A 17,483-nucleotide genomic window follows, 5' to 3' on the forward strand; every position below is an offset into this window, starting at 1 on the left:
TTTTGCTTGAAATTGTATCAAATAATAGTATTATTTGAAATCTTTCATAGAAATTTCTTTTAAAAGTTTTTTATTGTCTTCAAGAAAATCATAAAATACATCTATTGCAAAACCTGTAATAACTGCAACATAAATTTCTGATTCTAGTTGTGTTATGCTATAAATTCCTTCTATTTTTACATATTCTAGCATATTAGCATCTATTGCTAGGGCTGAAAATAAAAAAGGTGAAGAAGCTTTAACACTACAAAATCTAATATTTGGAATATTACTGTCAATGATAAATTTAAAATTTTGAAAACCAAAGTCAAAATTTTTAATTTCATTAAAAGCTTCAATCTTATCTTTTTCAAAAATTGTAGCTGTTTCAAAATCATTTTGATTTAATTTTTCTTTTATAGCTATATTAAACATTTCATCATAGTGTGATATATAAAAATTCTTTAATTGCTGGTCTAAAAGAGTGATGATTTTTGGATCATCACATCTTGGTAAAGAATTTGCAAAAATAAAGGTGTGAAAAAGTAAAAATAAAAGAATTTTTTTCATAAAAAACCTTTAGATTATTTTTGAATCAATCTTCCATTTTTAAATTTTTGCTCATCTATTATAGCACCATTTCTATATGTTCTAAAAATACCATTTTTTAAATCATTTTTGTATTCTTCTTCTGAAATTAAGGCTCCATCTGGACTATACTCTTTAAAAATTCCATCTTTTTTACCGTCTTTGTTATAGTTTTGCTCTAAAATAATATTCCCATTAGAAGCATATGTTTTATAAGTACCGATGTATTTTCCATTTTTATAAGTTCCCTCAGCGTTTATTTTTCCATCATCATAATAATATTTAAAATGTCCATCATATTGATTATTTTTAGTTTGTGCTTCAAGTTGGAGTTGTCCATTTTCAAAATATTGTCTTACAAAACCTTCTTTTTTACCATCTTTGTATTCTTCTTCACTTTGTAATTGTCCATTACTAAAAAAAGTTCTTTTAATTCCATGAATTCTAGATTGAGAATTATAAGGAGTTTCTTCTTTAAGATTTCCATTTGTATATTGACTTTGGTTTACTTTAACCGTATCGCTTGGTTGTCCCGGAAATTTTTCTCCACCGCATGCTACAAATAAACTCGCTAACCCTGCTATAAAAGCAATTTTAATTTTTTTATTCATTTTTATCCTTTGATATTGTTTTTTCATTTTGTATAATTATTGTTTGCTGTGATTTGTTTATGAAAGACCATATTAAACAAACAATCCATACTATTAAAGTCCATCCTAGTAATAAATTTAAAGCAATAATTGCAAACCAATTGCTATGTTTTCTACAAAGTGCTATTACTGATGGAAGCATATATAATGTAAATATTATAATAGCTGTAGTATTGCCTATCTCTTCGGCACTCACATTCAATTCCTCCTTAATTTTTAACTTAGATTTTATTTTCAAAATTATAAAAAATAAATATAAAATAAATCTTAAAAAATATAATATTTATTTATTTTTTTAAAAAAAAGAATAAATATTATGCTGTTATCTTTTAAATAATTTTCAAGTATGCTCAAAAATATTAATTTTTGCAAAGAAGAATTTGAATATGACAAAACGAGATATAGCAGGCTTTTTAGGAGTTGATGTGCAAACTTTACGTAATTGGCAAAAAACACGTCCTAATCTTTATCGCGTTATTATGCAGGGTTTGGCTATTGAAGAAGCTGTAAAAGAGAGCAAAGAGCATTATGAAAAACTTTCATCTATTGCAAAGGATGCACAAAAATATGTAATGAAAAAATAATTCAAAATTGTTGTATAATTTTTAAAATTATTTTTAAGTTAAGGTTATTTGATTGAGTTTAGTTTTATTATCTTTTTTACCTTCTTTTAGTCTTGTTTTGGAGTTTTTAGCTTTATTTTTAGCTTATTTTTTTAAGCAAAATAAGATTTTTTTCTTACTTTTGTTGATTTTATGTGCTAGAGCTTTATCTTTAATAGCAAGTGAGTATCAAGCGCATTTGTTTATCTCGGTGTTTTTACCTTTTTCTTTTGTGCTTTTTGTGTTTTTACAAGATAGCAAGCTTGTTTTTGAAAGAACCAATCTCGTTAAATTTGTGTATTTAGTCTTTATGGGTTTTGTAGCATTAATACTTAGCACAAGTACTAATTTTAATGCAAGCATTACAAGTGAAATTTTTGGCCTTTCAACGCAATTTTTTAAGCCTATTAGTGAGTTAAGTTTTTTTGTGTTTTGGGTAGGATTTGTATTTTTATTATTTTCATATTTCAAAAATAATGATTTTCATTTTTTACTAGCTTATATAGGCTTGAGTGTGCAGTTTTTATTTTACAATAATGTTGATTTGGGTTATTACGAATTTGCTTCTTTAGTTTTAATAGGATTTTTAGTATATAAAGCTTATAAAATAGCCTTTTTTGATACTTTAACCAATTTGCCAAACTTAAAAGCCTTAAGAAGATATGCACAAGGTCTTGAAAATTTTCATTTGGTGTTAGTAGAAGTAAAAAATATCAATGAAATTGATCGTCAAAAAAGCTCAAAAATGGGCGAGTTTGTAATGCATGAATTTGCTAGGATTTTAAAAAAAGCCTTACATGCTAGGGTTTTTAAAGATGATAAGGATTATTTTATAGTTGTATTTGAAAATGAAAATATGGCCTTTGTGCAAAGTAAGCTTCAAATGCTTGAAAATTTTATGCAAAAATATAGTTTTGAATTTAAAGACCAAAATGCAAAATTAGAAATTAAACTTTGTTTATCAAGCAAAAATGAAAATATAGAAGAAAGTTTAAAACAAGCAAAATTAGAACTTAGAAGACAAAAGGATTAAAATGCTGGATTTGATTTTTAGAGAGTATGATATAAGAGGACTTTATCCAAGCGAGTTGAATGAAAAAAGTGTAAAAGCTATAGGTTATGCTTTGGGTTTAGAAATGAAATCAAGAGGTTGTAAGAAAGTAAGCGTAGGTTATGATGCAAGATATAGTGCAAATGAACTTTTCAACTATTTAATCAGCGGTTTAAATAAAGCTAATATGCAAGTTTTTAATATAGGTTTAGCACCAACTCCTACGGGATATTTTAGTTTGTTTTTTGATGATATTTTTGATGCAAACATCATGATAACAGGTTCGCATAATCCAAAAGAATATAATGGCTTTAAAATCACGATTAACAAAGAAAGTTTTTTTGGTGCTGATTTGAAAAAACTTTCTTTAAAAGTGCAAGAGTATTTAGAACTTGAAATCAATGATGATTTAAGATATGAAAATTATGATATCAAAAGCTTATATATAGATTTTTTAGTGAAGCATTTTTCACATCTTAAAGACTATAAAGAAAAAATCATTATTGATTGCGCAAATGGAGCTACTGGGGTGATTATAAAACCTTTAGTGGAAAAATTAAATCTTAATGCACAAATTTTATTTGAAAATCCTGATGGAAATTTTCCAAACCATGCGCCTGATCCAACAGAGCTTGAAAATTTACACGCATTGCAAGTTGCGTTAAAGGAAAATGAAAATGCAAAAATGGGCTTTGCTTTTGATGGAGATGGAGATCGTTTGGTGGTAGTAAGTAAAGATTATGTGTTTAAGGGTGATGAGCTTTGTTATTTATTTGCTAAAAATATAAAAAATCCTAGAGTTTTAGGTGAAGTAAAATGCTCTAAAAATCTTTTTGATGAGGTGGCAAAATTTGGTTTTATCATGATGGGTAAAACTGGACACTCTAACATTAAAAAAATGATGAAAGAGCAAAATATTGACATAGCAGCAGAGCTTAGTGGGCATATTTTCTTTAAAGATAGATATTTTGGCTATGATGATGGAGTTTATGCATTTTTAAGAACTTTAGAGCTTTTGGTAAATGGTTTTGATATAGAAAAATTAGTTAAAGAGTTGCCAAAACTTTATGCAAGTGAAGAGATTAAGCTTAAAGTTAGTGAAGAAAATAAATTTCAAATTATAGAAAAATTTAAAGAAAAAGTAAAAGCAAACGCTTTTGAAAATGTGCTTGATTGCAATGAAATCGATGGAGTTAGAATCACCTTTAAAGAGGGCTGGGCACTTTTGCGTGCTTCTAATACAAGCCCATATCTTATCATGCGTGCTGAAGCTACAAGTGCTGAATTTAAAGACTTTTTAGAAGCAAGAGTAAAAGAACTTTTTGAAGAAATCATAAAAGAGCTTGCATAAGCTCTTTTACATCAATATCTTTTGTGTATAAATATGCTCTTAAAAGTTTAGGAATTTTTGCTTTTCTATAAATTTCTTTAGATTCTTTTGGTATTTTTTCACAACTTACAAAAGGAAAAATCAAGACTTTTTCTTGTATATAAACAATGCCTATTTTATGTGAAATCACTCCATCGCCTTTTAATGTTTCTTGTCTTTGTTTAGCACTTAAAAGTACTCCAAGTTTTTTAAAACATTTTGCGATTAAGCTTTCGTCTTTGTGAGTAATGTAGATATTTTTAAATTCACAAATATTTTCTTCTTTTAAGTTTTTTTCTAAGTAAGCAAAGCTCTTTTTTACTCCATTTGGATAAAGCTTTAAAAACTCATTAGCAAAATTTTTTCGTATAAAATTTCTAAAATATTTTTCATTATCATTACTTTCATCATGAAAATAAGCGATATTATTTTCTTTTAAGTAGTTTGAAATTTCTTCTTTTGGAGTTTCAAGCAAGGGTCTTATGATAGTAAAATATTTTCTTTTTTCAATGTCTTTAAAACCAAGCAATTCTCTAAGTCCAGCACCTTTAGAAAATTGCATTAAAAACCACTCTAGTTTATCATTTAAATGATGAGCTAGTAAAAGATTATCATAAGAGTAATTTTTGCAAAGTTCTTCAAAAAATTCATAACGTAAAATTCTTGCGTGAGCTTCGAAATTTTTTGTTATTTTGGGTGCGGTTTTGATGTAAATTTTTTTGTGAAAACGCTTGGCTAATTCTTTAGCACTTTGCTCTTCTTTGTCGCTATTTTTGCGAGTTTTATAGTTTATAAAAGCAAGATCAAAATCTATATTTTTTTCTAAAAGTATGAAAAATAAAGCGCTAGAATCACTCCCATGAGAAAATGCTAAAAGATTTCTCCTTTGCTTTAAATGATTTAAATATTTGCTATCAATCATCAAGCTTTCTTAAAGCTTTTGCTATGAGTTTTTTATCTAAACTTTGTGTGATTTCACACTCATAAAGTTTACCCATTTCTAAATTGCCACAATCACATTCATTGATGAGAATTTCTCCATCAATATTTCTATCCCAACGCAAATCTTTTGCACCGATGAAAAATTCTCCTTCAGAGCTTTGGCCTTCGCAAAATGCTAAAGTCTTTTTGCCAACTTGCTGATTAAAGCTTTTTTCTATGCATTCATCGACGATTTTTTCTATGATTTTTAATCTTGCATTGATGATTTTACTAGGAATTTGTTCCATTTCAAAAGCCACAGTATCTTCTTCCTTAGAATAAGCAAAAATGCTAACTCTATCAAAACTAAATTCTTTTATAAAGGCACATAATTCTTCAAAGTCCTCATTACTCTCTCCAGGGTGTCCTACTATAAAACCTGTACGCAAAAATGAATTTGGAGCTTGTTTCATTAAATTTAAAAGCTCGATTAGTTTAGTTTTGTTAGCTCCACGTTTCATGATTTTAAGCATATTATCACTGATGTGCTGCAAAGGCATATCAAAATAATTTACAAAAATTTTTGACTGAATAATTTTTTCTATCACTTCTTTACTAATGCTTGTTGGATACAGATATAAAATTCTAGCAGCCTTTACACCTTGGATATTTTCTATAGCTTCAATAAGTTTTAAAAGCCCATCTTTTTGGCCTTGATCAAATAAATATGAACTTGTATCTTGAGCGATAAAAGAAAAGTCTTTATAACCTTTACTAACAAGTTCTTTTACTTCATTTATAATGCTTTCTAAGCTTCTTGATTTGAGCTTACCTTTAAAGCTTGGTATGGCACAAAATGAACATTTTTGATTACATCCTTCAGCTATTTTGATAAAAGCATGGTAGCTTGATCCTGTGATCACGCGATTGGTATTTTTATCTTGCAAGTAAGTAGAATTTGAGAAAAGATTGGTTTTTTTAAGTATCATTTCATCGATCTTTTCATAATCTCCCACACCGGTAAAAAGATCAACTTCAGGTAGTTCTTTCATTAATTCCTCGCGGTAACGTTGCATTAAACAACCTGTTACAACTAACAACGAATCTTTTTTTCTTTGCTCATGTAAATCTAAAATCGCATTTATGCTTTCTTTTTTGGCACTATCTATAAAGCCACAAGTATTTACAATCAAAACATCAGCTGTGCTTGGTTCATCACAAATTTCATAATCACTTAATCTTCCAAGCATTATTTCACTATCAACTAAATTTTTATTACAACCTAACGACATTAAAAAAAGTTTTGGCATATTTCTCACTTTTTAAATAATTTATTTTTTGCTAAAATTATAAGATTAAATTATATCAAAATTGGAAAGAAAATTTTTATGGATAATTACGAATACAGCGAACTTTTAAAAAAATTAAAAAACAAAGTTGGAAATATCGCTTCTATTATTAAACCCGAAGATATAAAAGCAAGATTAAAAGAAATAGAAAATTTAGAAAATTCTCCTTCTTTTTGGAGTGATGTAAAACAAGCTGGGATTATAGGTAAAGAAAAAACTAAAATTTCAAATTTACTTAAAAATTATGAAAATGCAAATAATGCATTAAATGATGCAAGCGAGCTTTTTGATCTTGCAAATAGTGAAAATGATTTAGATACCATAGAAGCTTTATTTGAAGATGCAAATAAGCTAGAAGATCTTATCGTAAATCTTGAAATTTCTATGCTTTTAAGTGGGGAAAATGATGGTAAAAATGCTATAGTTTCTATTCACCCAGGAGCGGGTGGAACAGAGAGTAATGACTGGGCTAGTATGCTTTATAGGATGTATTTGAGATTTTGTGAAAGAGAAGGTTTTAAAGTAGAAACACTTGACTTTCAAGAAGGTGAAGAAGCAGGGCTTAAAGATGTTAGTTTTTTAGTAAAAGGTGAAAATGCTTATGGGTATTTAAAGGCTGAAAATGGCATTCATCGTCTTGTAAGAACTTCTCCTTTTGATAGTGCAGGGCGTCGCCATACGAGTTTTTCTAGTGTGATGGTTTCACCTGAACTTGATGATGATATAGAAATAGAAATTGAAGAAAAAGATATAAGAATAGATTACTATAGAGCAAGTGGAGCAGGTGGACAGCATGTTAATAAAACCGAATCAGCAGTGCGTATAACTCATATGCCAAGTGGTATAGTAGTGCAGTGTCAAAATGATAGAAGCCAGCACAAAAACAAAGCAACAGCTTTTAAAATGCTAAAATCACGCCTTTATGAGCTTGAGCTTATGAAACAACAGGATGAAGCAAATTCAAGTGAAAAAAGTGAGATAGGTTGGGGGCATCAAATTCGATCTTATGTGCTTTTCCCTTATCAGCAAGTTAAAGATACACGCTCAAACGAAGCTTTTTCACAGGTTGATAATGTCTTAGATGGGGATATTAAAAAGATCATAGAAGGTGTTTTAATAGCACAAAAAGCACAAGATTAAAACTACAGAAAAAGGAAGTAAATGGAAAAAATTCTAGTTTGTGTGGATGTTTTGGAGCCTTGCAAGGATAGCTTGTATTATGGAGTGTATTTAGCTAAAAAACTAGATTTGCCTTTAATGTTTTTATACACTATAGAGCCAAATTTTACTAATGCAGAATTAGCTTGTAGTTTTGGTATAGGAGCTAGTGGGTGTGTGATTGAAGATTTGGTAGAAGAGCAAAGCCAAAAAAATGAAAATCTTTGTAAAAAAGGACAAAGAATTTTAGAAGAATTTTGTGCTTATGCAAAAGAGCAAGGTGTAAAAGAATGCTTTAGTGTCCAAAGAGATGGGGACTTAGAAGATGTTTTGAAAGAGTATGATAATCAAATAAGATTAGCAATAGCAGGTTTAAAAGGTGGGGGTAAGAAAAATAAAATAGGCATTCATACAGAAGAATTGGTAAGAGCTTTAAACGTGCCTATTTTGCTTGTAAATTCTGCATTTAAAGAGATTAAAAGTGTAATGATGGCTTATGATGGAAGTGATTTGGCTAAAAAGGCTATAGAACAAGCCATTAAAAAGCCTATTTTTAAAGAAGCTAAGCGTTATGTGGTAAATGTATCTAAAGATGAAAAAGCTTCTTATGAGTTATTAGCTCAAGTAAGTCAAATTTTTAAAGAAGTAAATTTAAATATACAAACTCAGCATTTAAATGGAGAGATTACTCAAGCTTTATTTGATTTTGGTGAACAAAATGATGTAGATTTATTGATTATGGGGGCTTATTCTCATCACTGGTTAAAAAGTATTTTATTTGGTAGTTTAACAAATGATATTTTAACCAAAGCTAAAAAACCTTTATTGTTAATTCGTTAATGTTGTATCATAAGCTTTTAAATCATTATATTAGCATTTATCATAAAAGCACCAAGCGATTTCTTTTTATTTGGACTTTACTTGCTATTACGCCTTTATTTTGTAGTTTTTTGTTTGATGAACTTGCTATTTATGCAACGGGTAAAATTACTTCTGGAATTTTATTTTTAATTTTAAATATTATTCCTATTATGGTAGCTGTAGCATTGATGATGTTTTTACTCATTAGTATTTGGGCTGTTTTTAGTAGCAAGATTAATATCAAGGAAAAATTTTTTATTATTTTGTATGCTTATGTCTTGATATGGTTTGCATATGGAAATTTGTATTATTTTTCTTGTGATGTAGATAATTATAATAGAATGTTAATTGCTACTCAAAAAAATGCAAATTTAGATATTGTAAATTTACAAGAAAAAGTCATAGAAGTTCAATTTCAAACACCTATAAGAGGAATTCATAATTTTTGGTCTTTAAACGATGAGTTAAAACCTCAAATTCAAAATAGAATTAAAGGTTTAATCGATTGTTATTATTTTAGTGGGGTTACAATGCTAACGATAGGTTTTGGTGATGTAACGCCAGTTAGTTCTTTACTAAGATTATTTAGCGTATTTCAAGGATTTTTAGGTCAAGTAATTGTTGTAATTGCTATGGGGCTTTGGATTAATCAGGCAGGTAAGCAAGAGTAGCTTACCTGTTAGTATTTCATACTATATTTGTTTTGAATTTCTTCATGTCCTAGCATTTTTTGTGTATTGCAGTTTTTATCAATATCTAATTTTTTTGTATCATGATGAAAATTAGTACAATTGTGCAGTAAGAATGCCATTGTTTTAGCATTGTGAACATCCCATCTTGATAAATCTTGGTCAAATTGTTTACAATTTTCAAACATATGTGCCATAGTAATAGTATTATGAACATCCCAATTTTCTACTTTATGGTTAAATTTAAGACAATTGCAAAACATATAATTTGTATCTTTGACACTTGACATATTCCAAGAAGATAAATCTTGATCAAATGCTTCACAATCAAAAAACATTCCTTCCATATTTTCAACATTTCTAACATTCCATTTAGAAATATCATTATTAAAATTTTTACAACAATAAAACATATAGGACATATCTTTAACATTTGATACATTCCATTGTTCTATACCAGAAAAATCAGCTCTAGTGGAATAATAAAATAAATAAGACATATCAGTAATTAAGCTTACATCTATTTCATTTAAAGCAATAAGCTCTTCTCTAACAAGAGCAACTAATTCACATTTTGTTTTAGGCGTAAACATGTTAGCTCCTTTATTTAATTTTTCGTTTTAATTATAATACTATTTAAATATAAAGTAGTAAAATATAAATAATAAATTAATAAAAAATACAAAATATTTATAATATGTTTCATAACGAAACATATTATAAATTTAATAGTAAAATTAAGCTAATTGATATAAAAATCAACCATATGAATAAGATCAATGCCATTAAAAATGGTTTAAACCCTGCATTTTTTAAAACATTTTTATGGATATTCACCCCCAAAGCTACCATAGCCATAGAAAGTAAAAGTGTATCTATAGTTTGTATACTCGGTTTTATATAGTTAAGTGCAAAATCGGTATTTAATATTTCAAGTGAGCTAATACCACAAGCAAATAAAAACCATAAGGCAAAATAAGGAATATTTGCTTTAATGGAGATTTTTTCATTATTTTTGCTTAGAAATTTCAATGAAAAAATACTTAAGAAAATTAAAAAAGGCACTAGCATTAAAACACGCATCATTTTTTCTATGACAGCACTATCTCCTGCTTGTATAGCTTCACCTGCTGCAACAGCATGTGCAACTTCATGCAAGCTTGCTCCCATGAAATACCCCATTTGCTTTAAACTAAAAAAATCAAACCAACCCAAATTCCAAGCCAAAGGATATAAAAACATCCCTAAAGTTCCAAAAACCACCACAGTACAAACTGCCACGCCAACTTTAGCAGAGCCACCTTTAACAATGCTCTCACTTGCCATCACAGCAGCTGCTCCACAAATACTTGAGCCACTACTTATAAGTATGCTTTCTTTAAGATCAAGTTTAAACAATTTTCCAAGTAAAAGTCCTATAAAAAAGGTAGAGAATACTACTAAAAATGCGAGTAAAATTCCATTTAAGCCAACTTTTTCTAAATCATTAAGGGTAATTCTAAAACCATAAAGTATAATTCCAAGTCTTAATATTTCTTTTGTCGCTATATTTAAAAGTCCTGATTTTTTGAGTAAATTTGCATTTTGATGTGCTAAATTTCCTATCAAAGCTCCTAAAGCTACAGCTATAATTAAGGCTGAAATTCCAAGATTTTTAAAAAAGCTAAGTTCAGAAATAGCAAAAGAACAAAAAGCAAGAGTAAAAAGCAATATAAATGCTTCTAATTTTCTGTTTTTATAAATATTTTTATGCATAATTTCCCTTTCTTGTTTTATTTTTTTTGTAATATTAATAGTTTTTTTGTGATAAGTAAAATTAATTTTATTTGATATAATGATTAAAAATATTTATCAAAAAGAGTATTTATGACTTTCAAACAAATAAAATATTTTCAAACTTTGTGTAGAAATTTAAATTTAAGAGCTTGTGCTAAAGAGTTAAATATAACTCAATCTGCCCTATCTTTGGCTATATTTGAGCTTGAAAAAAGTTTAAATACCAAATTATTCGACAGAAACGCTAAATTTTTAAGTTTAAATGAAAAAGGTAAGGTTTTTTTAAAGCAAATTGGTCCATTAGTTTTAGAATTTGAACGCATAGAAAAAATAATGCAAGATGATCAAAGCTATGAATTAAACATAAAAGTAAGTCAAAATGTAGGTACTTATTTATTGGTATCTTTTTTAGATCAAAAGGCAGAAAATATTAAGCTTAATTTATCTTTGGATAATACCAAAAATATCATTAAATCTGTTTTAGACAAAGAAATCGATATAGGTTTGATTGAAGGAGTTTGCAAAGACAAAGACTTAAAAAAGACTAAAATTTGTGATGATGAGCTTATTGTAGTGAGTAAAAACGATTTAAAAAGAGAATTTTTCATAGATGAATTAAAGAATTTTAAATGGTTAAGTCGTGAACAAGGATCAGGAGCAAAAGAAGTTTTTTTAAATGCTTTACCTAAGAATGTAAAGCTTAATTTGGTATATGAGTTAAATTCAACAGCCATGATAAAAGAATTAGTCAAAAATGGTAATTTTTTAGCAGTTTTGCCTAAATTTAGCGTCAAAGAAGAGCTTAGGAGTAAAAAATTATTCCAAGTGAGATTGAAAAATTTTAAAATTTCAAGAGAGCTTTGTTTGATTTATCATAAAAACAAGGAGCCAAGTAAAAAATTTAAAAATTTATGTGAATTCTTAAGTGTTTGTATTAAAAAGGACTTAAGTTAATTTATAAATACATTCTTTGAAAACATCACCTCTTTCTTCGTAGGATTTAAATTGATCCAAACTTGCACAAGCAGGGCTTAGCAAAGCTACTTCATCATTAGTTAGGTTTTGATTGATTTTTTCTACCGCTTTAGGTAAAAACTCACAATAATGTGCTTTTAAATTAGCATTTTTAGCATATTCAAGCATTTTATTAGTGCTTTTTCCTATGGCATAAAGTTCTATATTAAGCTCTTTCATAAAAGTAAATAAAGCACTTAAATCCACTCCCTTATCATCCCCACCTATGATAAGATGAATTTTTTTATCCTTATAGCGTTTAAGAGCAGCTAAACTAGCATCAAGATTAGTTGCTTTAGTATCATTTACCCAAAGTCTATTTTTATGATCAAATATTTCTTCAAGCTTGTTTTTTTCTATCTTAAACTCATTTAAAAGTTCATAAGAGCAACGATCTAGTATGATTTTTTCTATACTTAAAGCAATAAGTGCATCAAGTAAAAATGGGGTTTTAAAATGAATTTTTTCTAAATCAATTTGCATTTTTTTAGCTAAATCTTGCTCATCTTCATAGCTTACAACATAAGCATGAGTTGGATAAGCCTCATACTTTTTAGGTAAAATTACCACATCGTTTTCATTCATTCTTTCAAGCACGCTAAGCTTTGCTTGCTCATAATTTTCAAAACTTTTATGCCAAGAAAGATGATCAGGTGTGATAGGTAAAAGTGCATAAATTTCAGGTTTAGCTACTTTGGTGTAAAAAAGTGAAAAAGATGAGCTTTCTAAAATCCATAATTTAGCATTAGCGTCCATTTGTGCTAAAGGAGTTCCTATGTTTGCTCCCATTTGTGCGTTAATGTGTTTTAAAAGATGATGTGTCATTTGAGTGGTGGTGGTTTTGCCATTTGTTCCGCTTATCCAAACACTTTTTGGCATAGCATCATAAAAAAAATCGTATTCACTACTTAAATTTTTTGCTTGTTGCACAAGAAAATGATTATTCGGAAAACCAGGGCTTGGAATTTCTAAGTCACTTTTTAAAGGATCAAATTTACAAGGTGGTAAAAGTGTATTGCCAAATTCATCTTTACTTATACTTGTAAAATGATCATCATAAATATCGCAATTTCCAAAACGCTGCGCAAAAGCTTTGGTTGTTTTTCCGTATCCAAAAAGTGAAATTTTCATTATCTTAACTTTATACTAATTAATGCAATGATATTTGCAAGTAAGGCTATCATCCAAAAACGCACGATGATTTTATTTTCCACCCAGCCTATTTTTTCAAAATGATGATGAATAGGTGCCATTTTAAATACTCTTTTGTTAAAGATTTTAAAACTTCCTACTTGTAAAATCACTGAAATAGTTTCTAAAACAAATACAAAACCTATAAGCAAAAGTAAAATTTCATTTTTACTTACTATACCAAGATAGCCTAAAAATGCCCCTATGCTTAAACTCCCACTATCTCCCATAAATACTTGTGCGGGATAACAGTTATACCATAAAAATCCCATTAGTGCACCAACTAAAGCAGAGCTTAATACTACAAGTTCTCCTAGGCCTTGAATTTTAGGTAAAAATAAATAAGAACTATAAATAGCATTTCCGCTCAAATATAAAAAAGCACCAAGACTTAAAAGAGAAAATATAGAAGGCACAGTTGCAAGACCATCAAGTCCATCGGTTAAATTCACAGCGTTGGAACTTGAAATAATAACTAAAACCCATAAAAATAACATAAATATTCCACCATCAAAAACAGCATATTTATAAAAAGGCAAATAAAATTCAGTATTTATGTTAAAAAAATATAGCAATGTAATACATATAAAAGCAGCACTAAATTGTCCTAAAAGTTTCATTTTAGGACTAAGACCTGCATGATTGTCTTTTTTTAAAATTTTACCCAAATCATCAACTAAGCCTATGGTGCAAAATAACACTAAACATAGCAATCCAACTATAATAAAACTATTGTTTAAATCAGCACTTAAAACACTAGCTACAATAGTAGCAAAGATAAAAACAAGCCCGCCCATGGTAGGGGTGTGAGATTTGGCCTTGTGAGATTGTGGAGCATACTCATAAATAGGTTGGTTTGCTTTTTTGTTTTGAGCCCATTTGATAAATTTTGGCATTAAATATAAACTCAAAAACAAAGCGATAAAAAATGCAAAACCAGCACGCACGCTAATATAAGAAAAAAACATGTGATTTGTATATTCTGTAAGATAAAGCAAAATTTTAACCTTGTATTTGTTTTTTAAAAACATAATTTTAGTAAAATCATATAAATAAATTATAAAAAAAGAGTAAAAAATGAGTCAAAAATGTATTTTGGTAATCACAGATGGTATAGGTTATAATACAAATTCAAATTATAATGCTTTTTTTCATGCTAAAAAGCCAACTTATGACAAGCTTTTTAAAAATACTCCTAATGTTTTGATAAAAACAAGTGGCTTGGCAGTTGGCCTACCTGAAGGTCAAATGGGTAATAGCGAAGTAGGACATATGTGTATAGGTAGTGGACGCATAATTTATCAAAATTTAGTTAAGATAAATAAAGCCATAGAAAATGACACTTTAAAAGATAATAAGGCTTTAAAAGATTTATTACAAAAATGCAAAAGAGTGCATATTATAGGGCTTTATAGTGATGGCGGGGTGCATTCTATGCATACGCATTTTAATGCGCTTTTAAAAATTTGTAAGCAAGAAAATAAAGAAGTCTTTGCGCATGCAATTAGTGATGGTAGGGATTGTCCTCCAAATTCAGGTTTAGAATTTATAAAATTTTTACAAGAATTTTGCGAAAAAGAAGGGGTTGGTTTTGCTTCTTTATCGGGAAGATTTTATGCTATGGATAGAGATAAGCGTTATGACAGGGTTAAGTCTTATTATGATGCTTTATTTGCTAAGGCACCAAGGTGTGATGATTTTGTGCAATTTATACAAAAAAACTATGATGAAAATATTACAGATGAGTTTTTAACTCCAGTTATTAGTCAAAACTTTGATGGGATTAAGGCTGAAGATGGTGTGATTTTTATCAATTTTAGAAACGATAGAATGCGTCAATTAGTCGCTTCTTTAACCCAAGAAAGTTTTAATGAATTTCCAAAAGAAGTGCTTATAAAAAACGCCATTACTATGAGTTTGTATGATGAGAGTTTTAAACTGCCTGTGATGTTTGAAAAAGAAGAATTAAATAATACCTTAGCTTCTGTGATAGCTAATGCAAATTTAAGCCAACTTCACACAGCTGAAACAGAAAAATACGCTCATGTAACCTTTTTCTTTAATGGGGGGAAAGAAGAATTAGAGTGTAATGAAACAAGAGTTTTAATCCCAAGTCCTAAGGTAAAAACATACGATGAAAAGCCGCAAATGAGTGCTAAAGAAGTCGCAGATGAAGTGATTAAGGGTATAGAAAATGGTATGGATTTTATCGTAGTAAATTTTGCAAATGGTGATATGGTAGGACATACGGGTGATTTTGAAGCTGCAGTTAGTGCGGTTGAATGTGTGGATGAGTGCTTGGGTAGGGTTATTGCTAAAGCAAGAGAGCATGATTATGCTTTTATTATTACTTCAGATCATGGAAATTGTGAAGCAATGAGGGATGAAAATGAAAATATGCTCACTAATCACACAACCTTTGATGTTTTTGCTTTTGTAGAAGCTAAAGGAGTAGAAAAGCTTAAAGAAGGTATGGGACTTAGTAATATAGCACCGAGCGTGCTTAAAATTTTAAACTTACCTATTCCAAAAGAAATGGATGAGGCTTTATTTTAATTTAAAGGAGAACAATGAAATTTAGTGGAAAAAATGTTTTAATAACAGGTGCAAGTAAAGGTATAGGTGCAGCAATAGCTAAAGAATTAGCAAGTCATGGTTTAAAAGTTTGGATTAATTATAGAAGTAAACCTGAACTTGCTGATGCGTTAAAAGAAGAGATAGAAAAAAGTGGTGGCACTGCAGCTGTGATTAAATTTGATGCAAGCGTTGAAGAAGAATTTACAAGCGCTATTGCAACTATAGTAGAAAGTGATGGTGAACTTAGTTATTTGGTTAATAATGCAGGTATTACAAATGATAAATTAGCACTTAGAATGAGTATGGATGATTTTTCTTCAGTGATTAATGCTAATTTAAATTCAAGTTTCTTAGGTTGCAGGGAAGCGTTGAAAACAATGAGCAAAAAGCGTTTTGGTGCAGTTGTAAATATCGCTTCCATAGTTGGAGAAATGGGTAATGCAGGTCAAACTAATTATAGTGCTAGCAAAGGTGGTATGATAGCATTAACCAAATCTTTTGCTAAAGAAGGTGCAACAAGAAATATAAGATATAATTGTATTACTCCAGGTTTTATAAAAAGTGATATGACTGAAGTTTTAAGTGATGAAATTAAACAAAATTATATTAACAATATACCTTTAAAACGCTTTGCTGATGCAAGTGAGGTAGCTCAAGCTGTGGCGTTTTTATTAAGCGATCATTCTTCCTATATCACAGGAGAAATTTTAAAAGTTAATGGTGGGCTTTATATGTAAGCAAGGTTTAACCTTGCTTTGTTTCTATAGCCACTACTGCTATAGCAAAACCCCCATCATGCGCTATACTTACACTTACTGATTTAATTTTAAATTCTTGTATAACTTTTTGAGAAAAATTAATGTGTGGAGCATTTTTATCATCTTTAGAGATGATGATGTCAAAAAAAGAACATTCTTTAGAAATTCCAACTCCTAAAGCTTTAGAAGCAGCTTCTTTAATAGCCCAAAATCCTGCTAGGGTGTTGGTGTTTTTTATGTAGCTTTGCTCTTGCTTGGATAAAAATTTATCCAAGAAAAGTGCTTTGTGTCTTTTGTAAATTTTTTCTATGCGAGAGCATACGACTATGTCACAGCCTATCATTAAGATACTACAAAGTCAGTAAAATAAATATTTTTAATAAAACCATCGGTTAAAACCTCATTGATTTTACCGGTTAATTCATCTTTTAATCTTTCTTTGCCTTTTGTAGTGCTTACCTCTTCAAAGGTTTTTGAAGTTAAAGTCCTAATGATTATATCTCTAATAATAGCAACTTTTTTATCAAGCTCAGGGGTTAGAGTTTCAACATTTTGTTCAAGTTGTATAGTACATTTTACATATCTTGATCCACCATCACTTAATAAATTCAATGTAAAAGGTGCTAAAGGATACATAACGCCGATATTTGCATAATCACTTCCTCTAGCTGCTACTGCATTTGTTTTTTTAGGGGTTTGTGCAACTTGTGTATTTTCTTCAGTTTGTGGTGTTGGGTTTTCTTCTGAGTTTCCACTGAACATTAAATAGGCAATTGCTCCTACAATCACAAGTAAAAATACAAATAAAAATACAACGATAATAATTACTAAAGTATTGCCACCTTTTTTCTTTGATTCGGTCTGTTCATCCATCATATCTTCAGCCATATTTTTCCTTTTATAAAATTTTTTAAAGTATTATTGTATCAAAAATTATATTTTTTTAAAAT

At 29.0% G+C, this 17,483-nt stretch carries 20 protein-coding genes; 9 read left to right on the top strand and 11 right to left on the bottom strand.

The window, feature by feature from the left end:
* Positions 1-30 precede the first annotated feature (30 nt).
* Genes CORN_RS01300 through CORN_RS01310 form a run of 3 tightly spaced genes read right to left on the bottom strand, consistent with a single transcriptional unit; the run spans position 31 to position 1,413 of the window.
* Complete coding sequence (locus CORN_RS01300) at positions 31-549, bottom strand: hypothetical protein (protein WP_066007355.1); 519 nt, start codon at positions 547-549, stop codon at positions 31-33.
* Positions 550-563: 14 nt separating this feature from the next.
* Positions 564-1,178 (bottom strand): toxin-antitoxin system YwqK family antitoxin, encoded by a 615-nt coding sequence (locus tag CORN_RS01305; RefSeq protein ID WP_066007353.1) that lies wholly within the window; start codon positions 1,176-1,178, stop codon positions 564-566.
* Positions 1,171-1,413, bottom strand: a complete 243-nt coding sequence (locus CORN_RS01310; RefSeq protein ID WP_245162280.1) for a superinfection immunity protein — start codon at positions 1,411-1,413, stop codon at positions 1,171-1,173. The genes CORN_RS01305 and CORN_RS01310 overlap by 8 nt, the downstream gene beginning before the upstream one ends.
* 190 nt (positions 1,414-1,603) lie before the next feature.
* Between CORN_RS01310 and CORN_RS01315 the strand changes: the two genes are divergently transcribed.
* From CORN_RS01315 to CORN_RS01325, 3 genes are read left to right on the top strand one after another with little or no spacing between them, the layout of a single operon-like run.
* Positions 1,604-1,801 (top strand): hypothetical protein, encoded by a 198-nt coding sequence (locus tag CORN_RS01315; RefSeq protein WP_039627892.1) that lies wholly within the window; start codon positions 1,604-1,606, stop codon positions 1,799-1,801.
* Between the two features lie 52 nt (positions 1,802-1,853).
* Positions 1,854-2,852, top strand: coding sequence for a diguanylate cyclase domain-containing protein (locus CORN_RS01320; RefSeq protein ID WP_066007351.1), 999 nt, complete (start codon positions 1,854-1,856; stop codon positions 2,850-2,852).
* Position 2,853: 1 nt separating this feature from the next.
* The gene (locus CORN_RS01325; protein WP_066007349.1) at positions 2,854-4,221 is read left to right on the top strand and encodes a phosphomannomutase/phosphoglucomutase; all 1,368 of its coding nucleotides are present in this window, start codon (positions 2,854-2,856) and stop codon (positions 4,219-4,221) included.
* On the opposite strand, the gene tilS is transcribed toward CORN_RS01325, so the two are convergent.
* Positions 4,202-5,164: a tRNA lysidine(34) synthetase TilS gene (gene tilS, locus CORN_RS01330; RefSeq protein WP_167348856.1), complete on the bottom strand. Its 963-nt coding sequence runs from the start codon at positions 5,162-5,164 to the stop codon at positions 4,202-4,204. The genes CORN_RS01325 and tilS overlap by 20 nt on opposite strands.
* On the bottom strand, positions 5,154-6,470 hold the full coding sequence (gene rimO, locus CORN_RS01335) for a 30S ribosomal protein S12 methylthiotransferase RimO (RefSeq protein ID WP_066007347.1): 1,317 nt from the start codon (positions 6,468-6,470) through the stop codon (positions 5,154-5,156). The genes tilS and rimO overlap by 11 nt, the downstream gene beginning before the upstream one ends.
* 78 nt (positions 6,471-6,548) lie before the next feature.
* Here rimO and prfB point away from each other — a divergent pair, with 78 nt between their 5' ends.
* From prfB to CORN_RS01350, 3 genes are all read left to right on the top strand, one after another.
* Positions 6,549-7,649, top strand: a complete 1,101-nt coding sequence (gene prfB, locus CORN_RS01340) for a peptide chain release factor 2 (protein ID WP_066007345.1) — start codon at positions 6,549-6,551, stop codon at positions 7,647-7,649.
* Between the two features lie 21 nt (positions 7,650-7,670).
* Entirely contained in the window at positions 7,671-8,507 is an 837-nt protein-coding gene (locus CORN_RS01345; protein WP_066007343.1) for a universal stress protein, read from the top strand.
* A 110-nt stretch (positions 8,508-8,617) separates the two neighbouring features.
* Entirely contained in the window at positions 8,618-9,199 is a 582-nt protein-coding gene (locus CORN_RS01350; protein ID WP_209435471.1) for a potassium channel family protein, read from the top strand.
* Positions 9,200-9,207: 8 nt separating this feature from the next.
* On the opposite strand, the gene CORN_RS01355 is transcribed toward CORN_RS01350, so the two are convergent.
* Positions 9,208-9,810, bottom strand: a complete 603-nt coding sequence (locus tag CORN_RS01355; protein ID WP_066007339.1) for a BspA family leucine-rich repeat surface protein — start codon at positions 9,808-9,810, stop codon at positions 9,208-9,210.
* 124 nt (positions 9,811-9,934) lie between these two features.
* Positions 9,935-10,972, bottom strand: a complete 1,038-nt coding sequence (locus CORN_RS01360) for a YeiH family protein (RefSeq protein WP_066007337.1) — start codon at positions 10,970-10,972, stop codon at positions 9,935-9,937.
* 111 nt (positions 10,973-11,083) lie between these two features.
* Here CORN_RS01360 and CORN_RS01365 point away from each other — a divergent pair, with 111 nt between their 5' ends.
* On the top strand, positions 11,084-11,947 hold the full coding sequence (locus tag CORN_RS01365; RefSeq protein ID WP_066007335.1) for a LysR family transcriptional regulator: 864 nt from the start codon (positions 11,084-11,086) through the stop codon (positions 11,945-11,947).
* On the opposite strand, the gene murD is transcribed toward CORN_RS01365, so the two are convergent.
* Positions 11,939-13,138: a UDP-N-acetylmuramoyl-L-alanine--D-glutamate ligase gene (gene murD, locus CORN_RS01370; protein ID WP_066007333.1), complete on the bottom strand. Its 1,200-nt coding sequence runs from the start codon at positions 13,136-13,138 to the stop codon at positions 11,939-11,941. The genes CORN_RS01365 and murD overlap by 9 nt on opposite strands.
* On the bottom strand, positions 13,138-14,196 hold the full coding sequence (gene mraY / locus CORN_RS01375) for a phospho-N-acetylmuramoyl-pentapeptide-transferase (protein WP_066007331.1): 1,059 nt from the start codon (positions 14,194-14,196) through the stop codon (positions 13,138-13,140). Before mraY ends, murD begins: the two co-directional genes overlap by 1 nt.
* A 79-nt stretch (positions 14,197-14,275) precedes the next feature.
* Here mraY and gpmI point away from each other — a divergent pair, with 79 nt between their 5' ends.
* A complete protein-coding gene (gene gpmI, locus CORN_RS01380) occupies positions 14,276-15,754 on the top strand; it encodes a 2,3-bisphosphoglycerate-independent phosphoglycerate mutase (protein WP_066007329.1) in 1,479 nt (492 codons plus the stop codon).
* A gap of 14 nt (positions 15,755-15,768) precedes the next feature.
* Complete coding sequence (fabG, locus tag CORN_RS01385) at positions 15,769-16,512, top strand: 3-oxoacyl-ACP reductase FabG (RefSeq protein WP_066007325.1); 744 nt, start codon at positions 15,769-15,771, stop codon at positions 16,510-16,512.
* Between the two features lie 7 nt (positions 16,513-16,519).
* Here fabG and acpS read toward each other — a convergent pair whose 3' ends face one another.
* Together acpS and fliL are read right to left on the bottom strand one after the other, a co-directional pair.
* A complete protein-coding gene (acpS, locus tag CORN_RS01390) occupies positions 16,520-16,876 on the bottom strand; it encodes a holo-ACP synthase (RefSeq protein WP_066007323.1) in 357 nt (118 codons plus the stop codon).
* Positions 16,876-17,421 (bottom strand): flagellar basal body-associated protein FliL, encoded by a 546-nt coding sequence (fliL, locus tag CORN_RS01395; protein WP_066007321.1) that lies wholly within the window; start codon positions 17,419-17,421, stop codon positions 16,876-16,878. The genes acpS and fliL overlap by 1 nt, the downstream gene beginning before the upstream one ends.
* Positions 17,422-17,483: the final 62 nt, after the last annotated feature.

This window comes from Campylobacter ornithocola, from assembly GCF_013201605.1.
GTDB lineage: Bacteria > Campylobacterota > Campylobacteria > Campylobacterales > Campylobacteraceae > Campylobacter_D > Campylobacter_D ornithocola.

Bases quoted from the DNA above. Each gene is read 5' to 3' on its own strand.
- CORN_RS01315 (WP_039627892.1), top strand. From the start codon at position 1,604: ATGACAAAACGAGATATAGCAGGCTTTTTAGGAGTTGATGTGCAAACT.
- acpS (WP_066007323.1), bottom strand. From the start codon at position 16,876: ATGATAGGCTGTGACATAGTCGTATGCTCTCGCATAGAAAAAATTTAC.
- CORN_RS01360 (WP_066007337.1), bottom strand. From the start codon at position 10,972: ATGCATAAAAATATTTATAAAAACAGAAAATTAGAAGCATTTATATTG.
- CORN_RS01355 (WP_066007339.1), bottom strand. From the start codon at position 9,810: ATGTTTACGCCTAAAACAAAATGTGAATTAGTTGCTCTTGTTAGAGAA.
- CORN_RS01365 (WP_066007335.1), top strand. From the start codon at position 11,084: ATGACTTTCAAACAAATAAAATATTTTCAAACTTTGTGTAGAAATTTA.
- murD (WP_066007333.1), bottom strand. From the start codon at position 13,138: ATGAAAATTTCACTTTTTGGATACGGAAAAACAACCAAAGCTTTTGCG.
- CORN_RS01345 (WP_066007343.1), top strand. From the start codon at position 7,671: ATGGAAAAAATTCTAGTTTGTGTGGATGTTTTGGAGCCTTGCAAGGAT.
- CORN_RS01325 (WP_066007349.1), top strand. From the start codon at position 2,854: ATGCTGGATTTGATTTTTAGAGAGTATGATATAAGAGGACTTTATCCA.
- prfB (WP_066007345.1), top strand. From the start codon at position 6,549: ATGGATAATTACGAATACAGCGAACTTTTAAAAAAATTAAAAAACAAA.
- CORN_RS01305 (WP_066007353.1), bottom strand. From the start codon at position 1,178: ATGAATAAAAAAATTAAAATTGCTTTTATAGCAGGGTTAGCGAGTTTA.
- CORN_RS01300 (WP_066007355.1), bottom strand. From the start codon at position 549: ATGAAAAAAATTCTTTTATTTTTACTTTTTCACACCTTTATTTTTGCA.
- gpmI (WP_066007329.1), top strand. From the start codon at position 14,276: ATGAGTCAAAAATGTATTTTGGTAATCACAGATGGTATAGGTTATAAT.
- fliL (WP_066007321.1), bottom strand. From the start codon at position 17,421: ATGGCTGAAGATATGATGGATGAACAGACCGAATCAAAGAAAAAAGGT.
- rimO (WP_066007347.1), bottom strand. From the start codon at position 6,470: ATGCCAAAACTTTTTTTAATGTCGTTAGGTTGTAATAAAAATTTAGTT.
- fabG (WP_066007325.1), top strand. From the start codon at position 15,769: ATGAAATTTAGTGGAAAAAATGTTTTAATAACAGGTGCAAGTAAAGGT.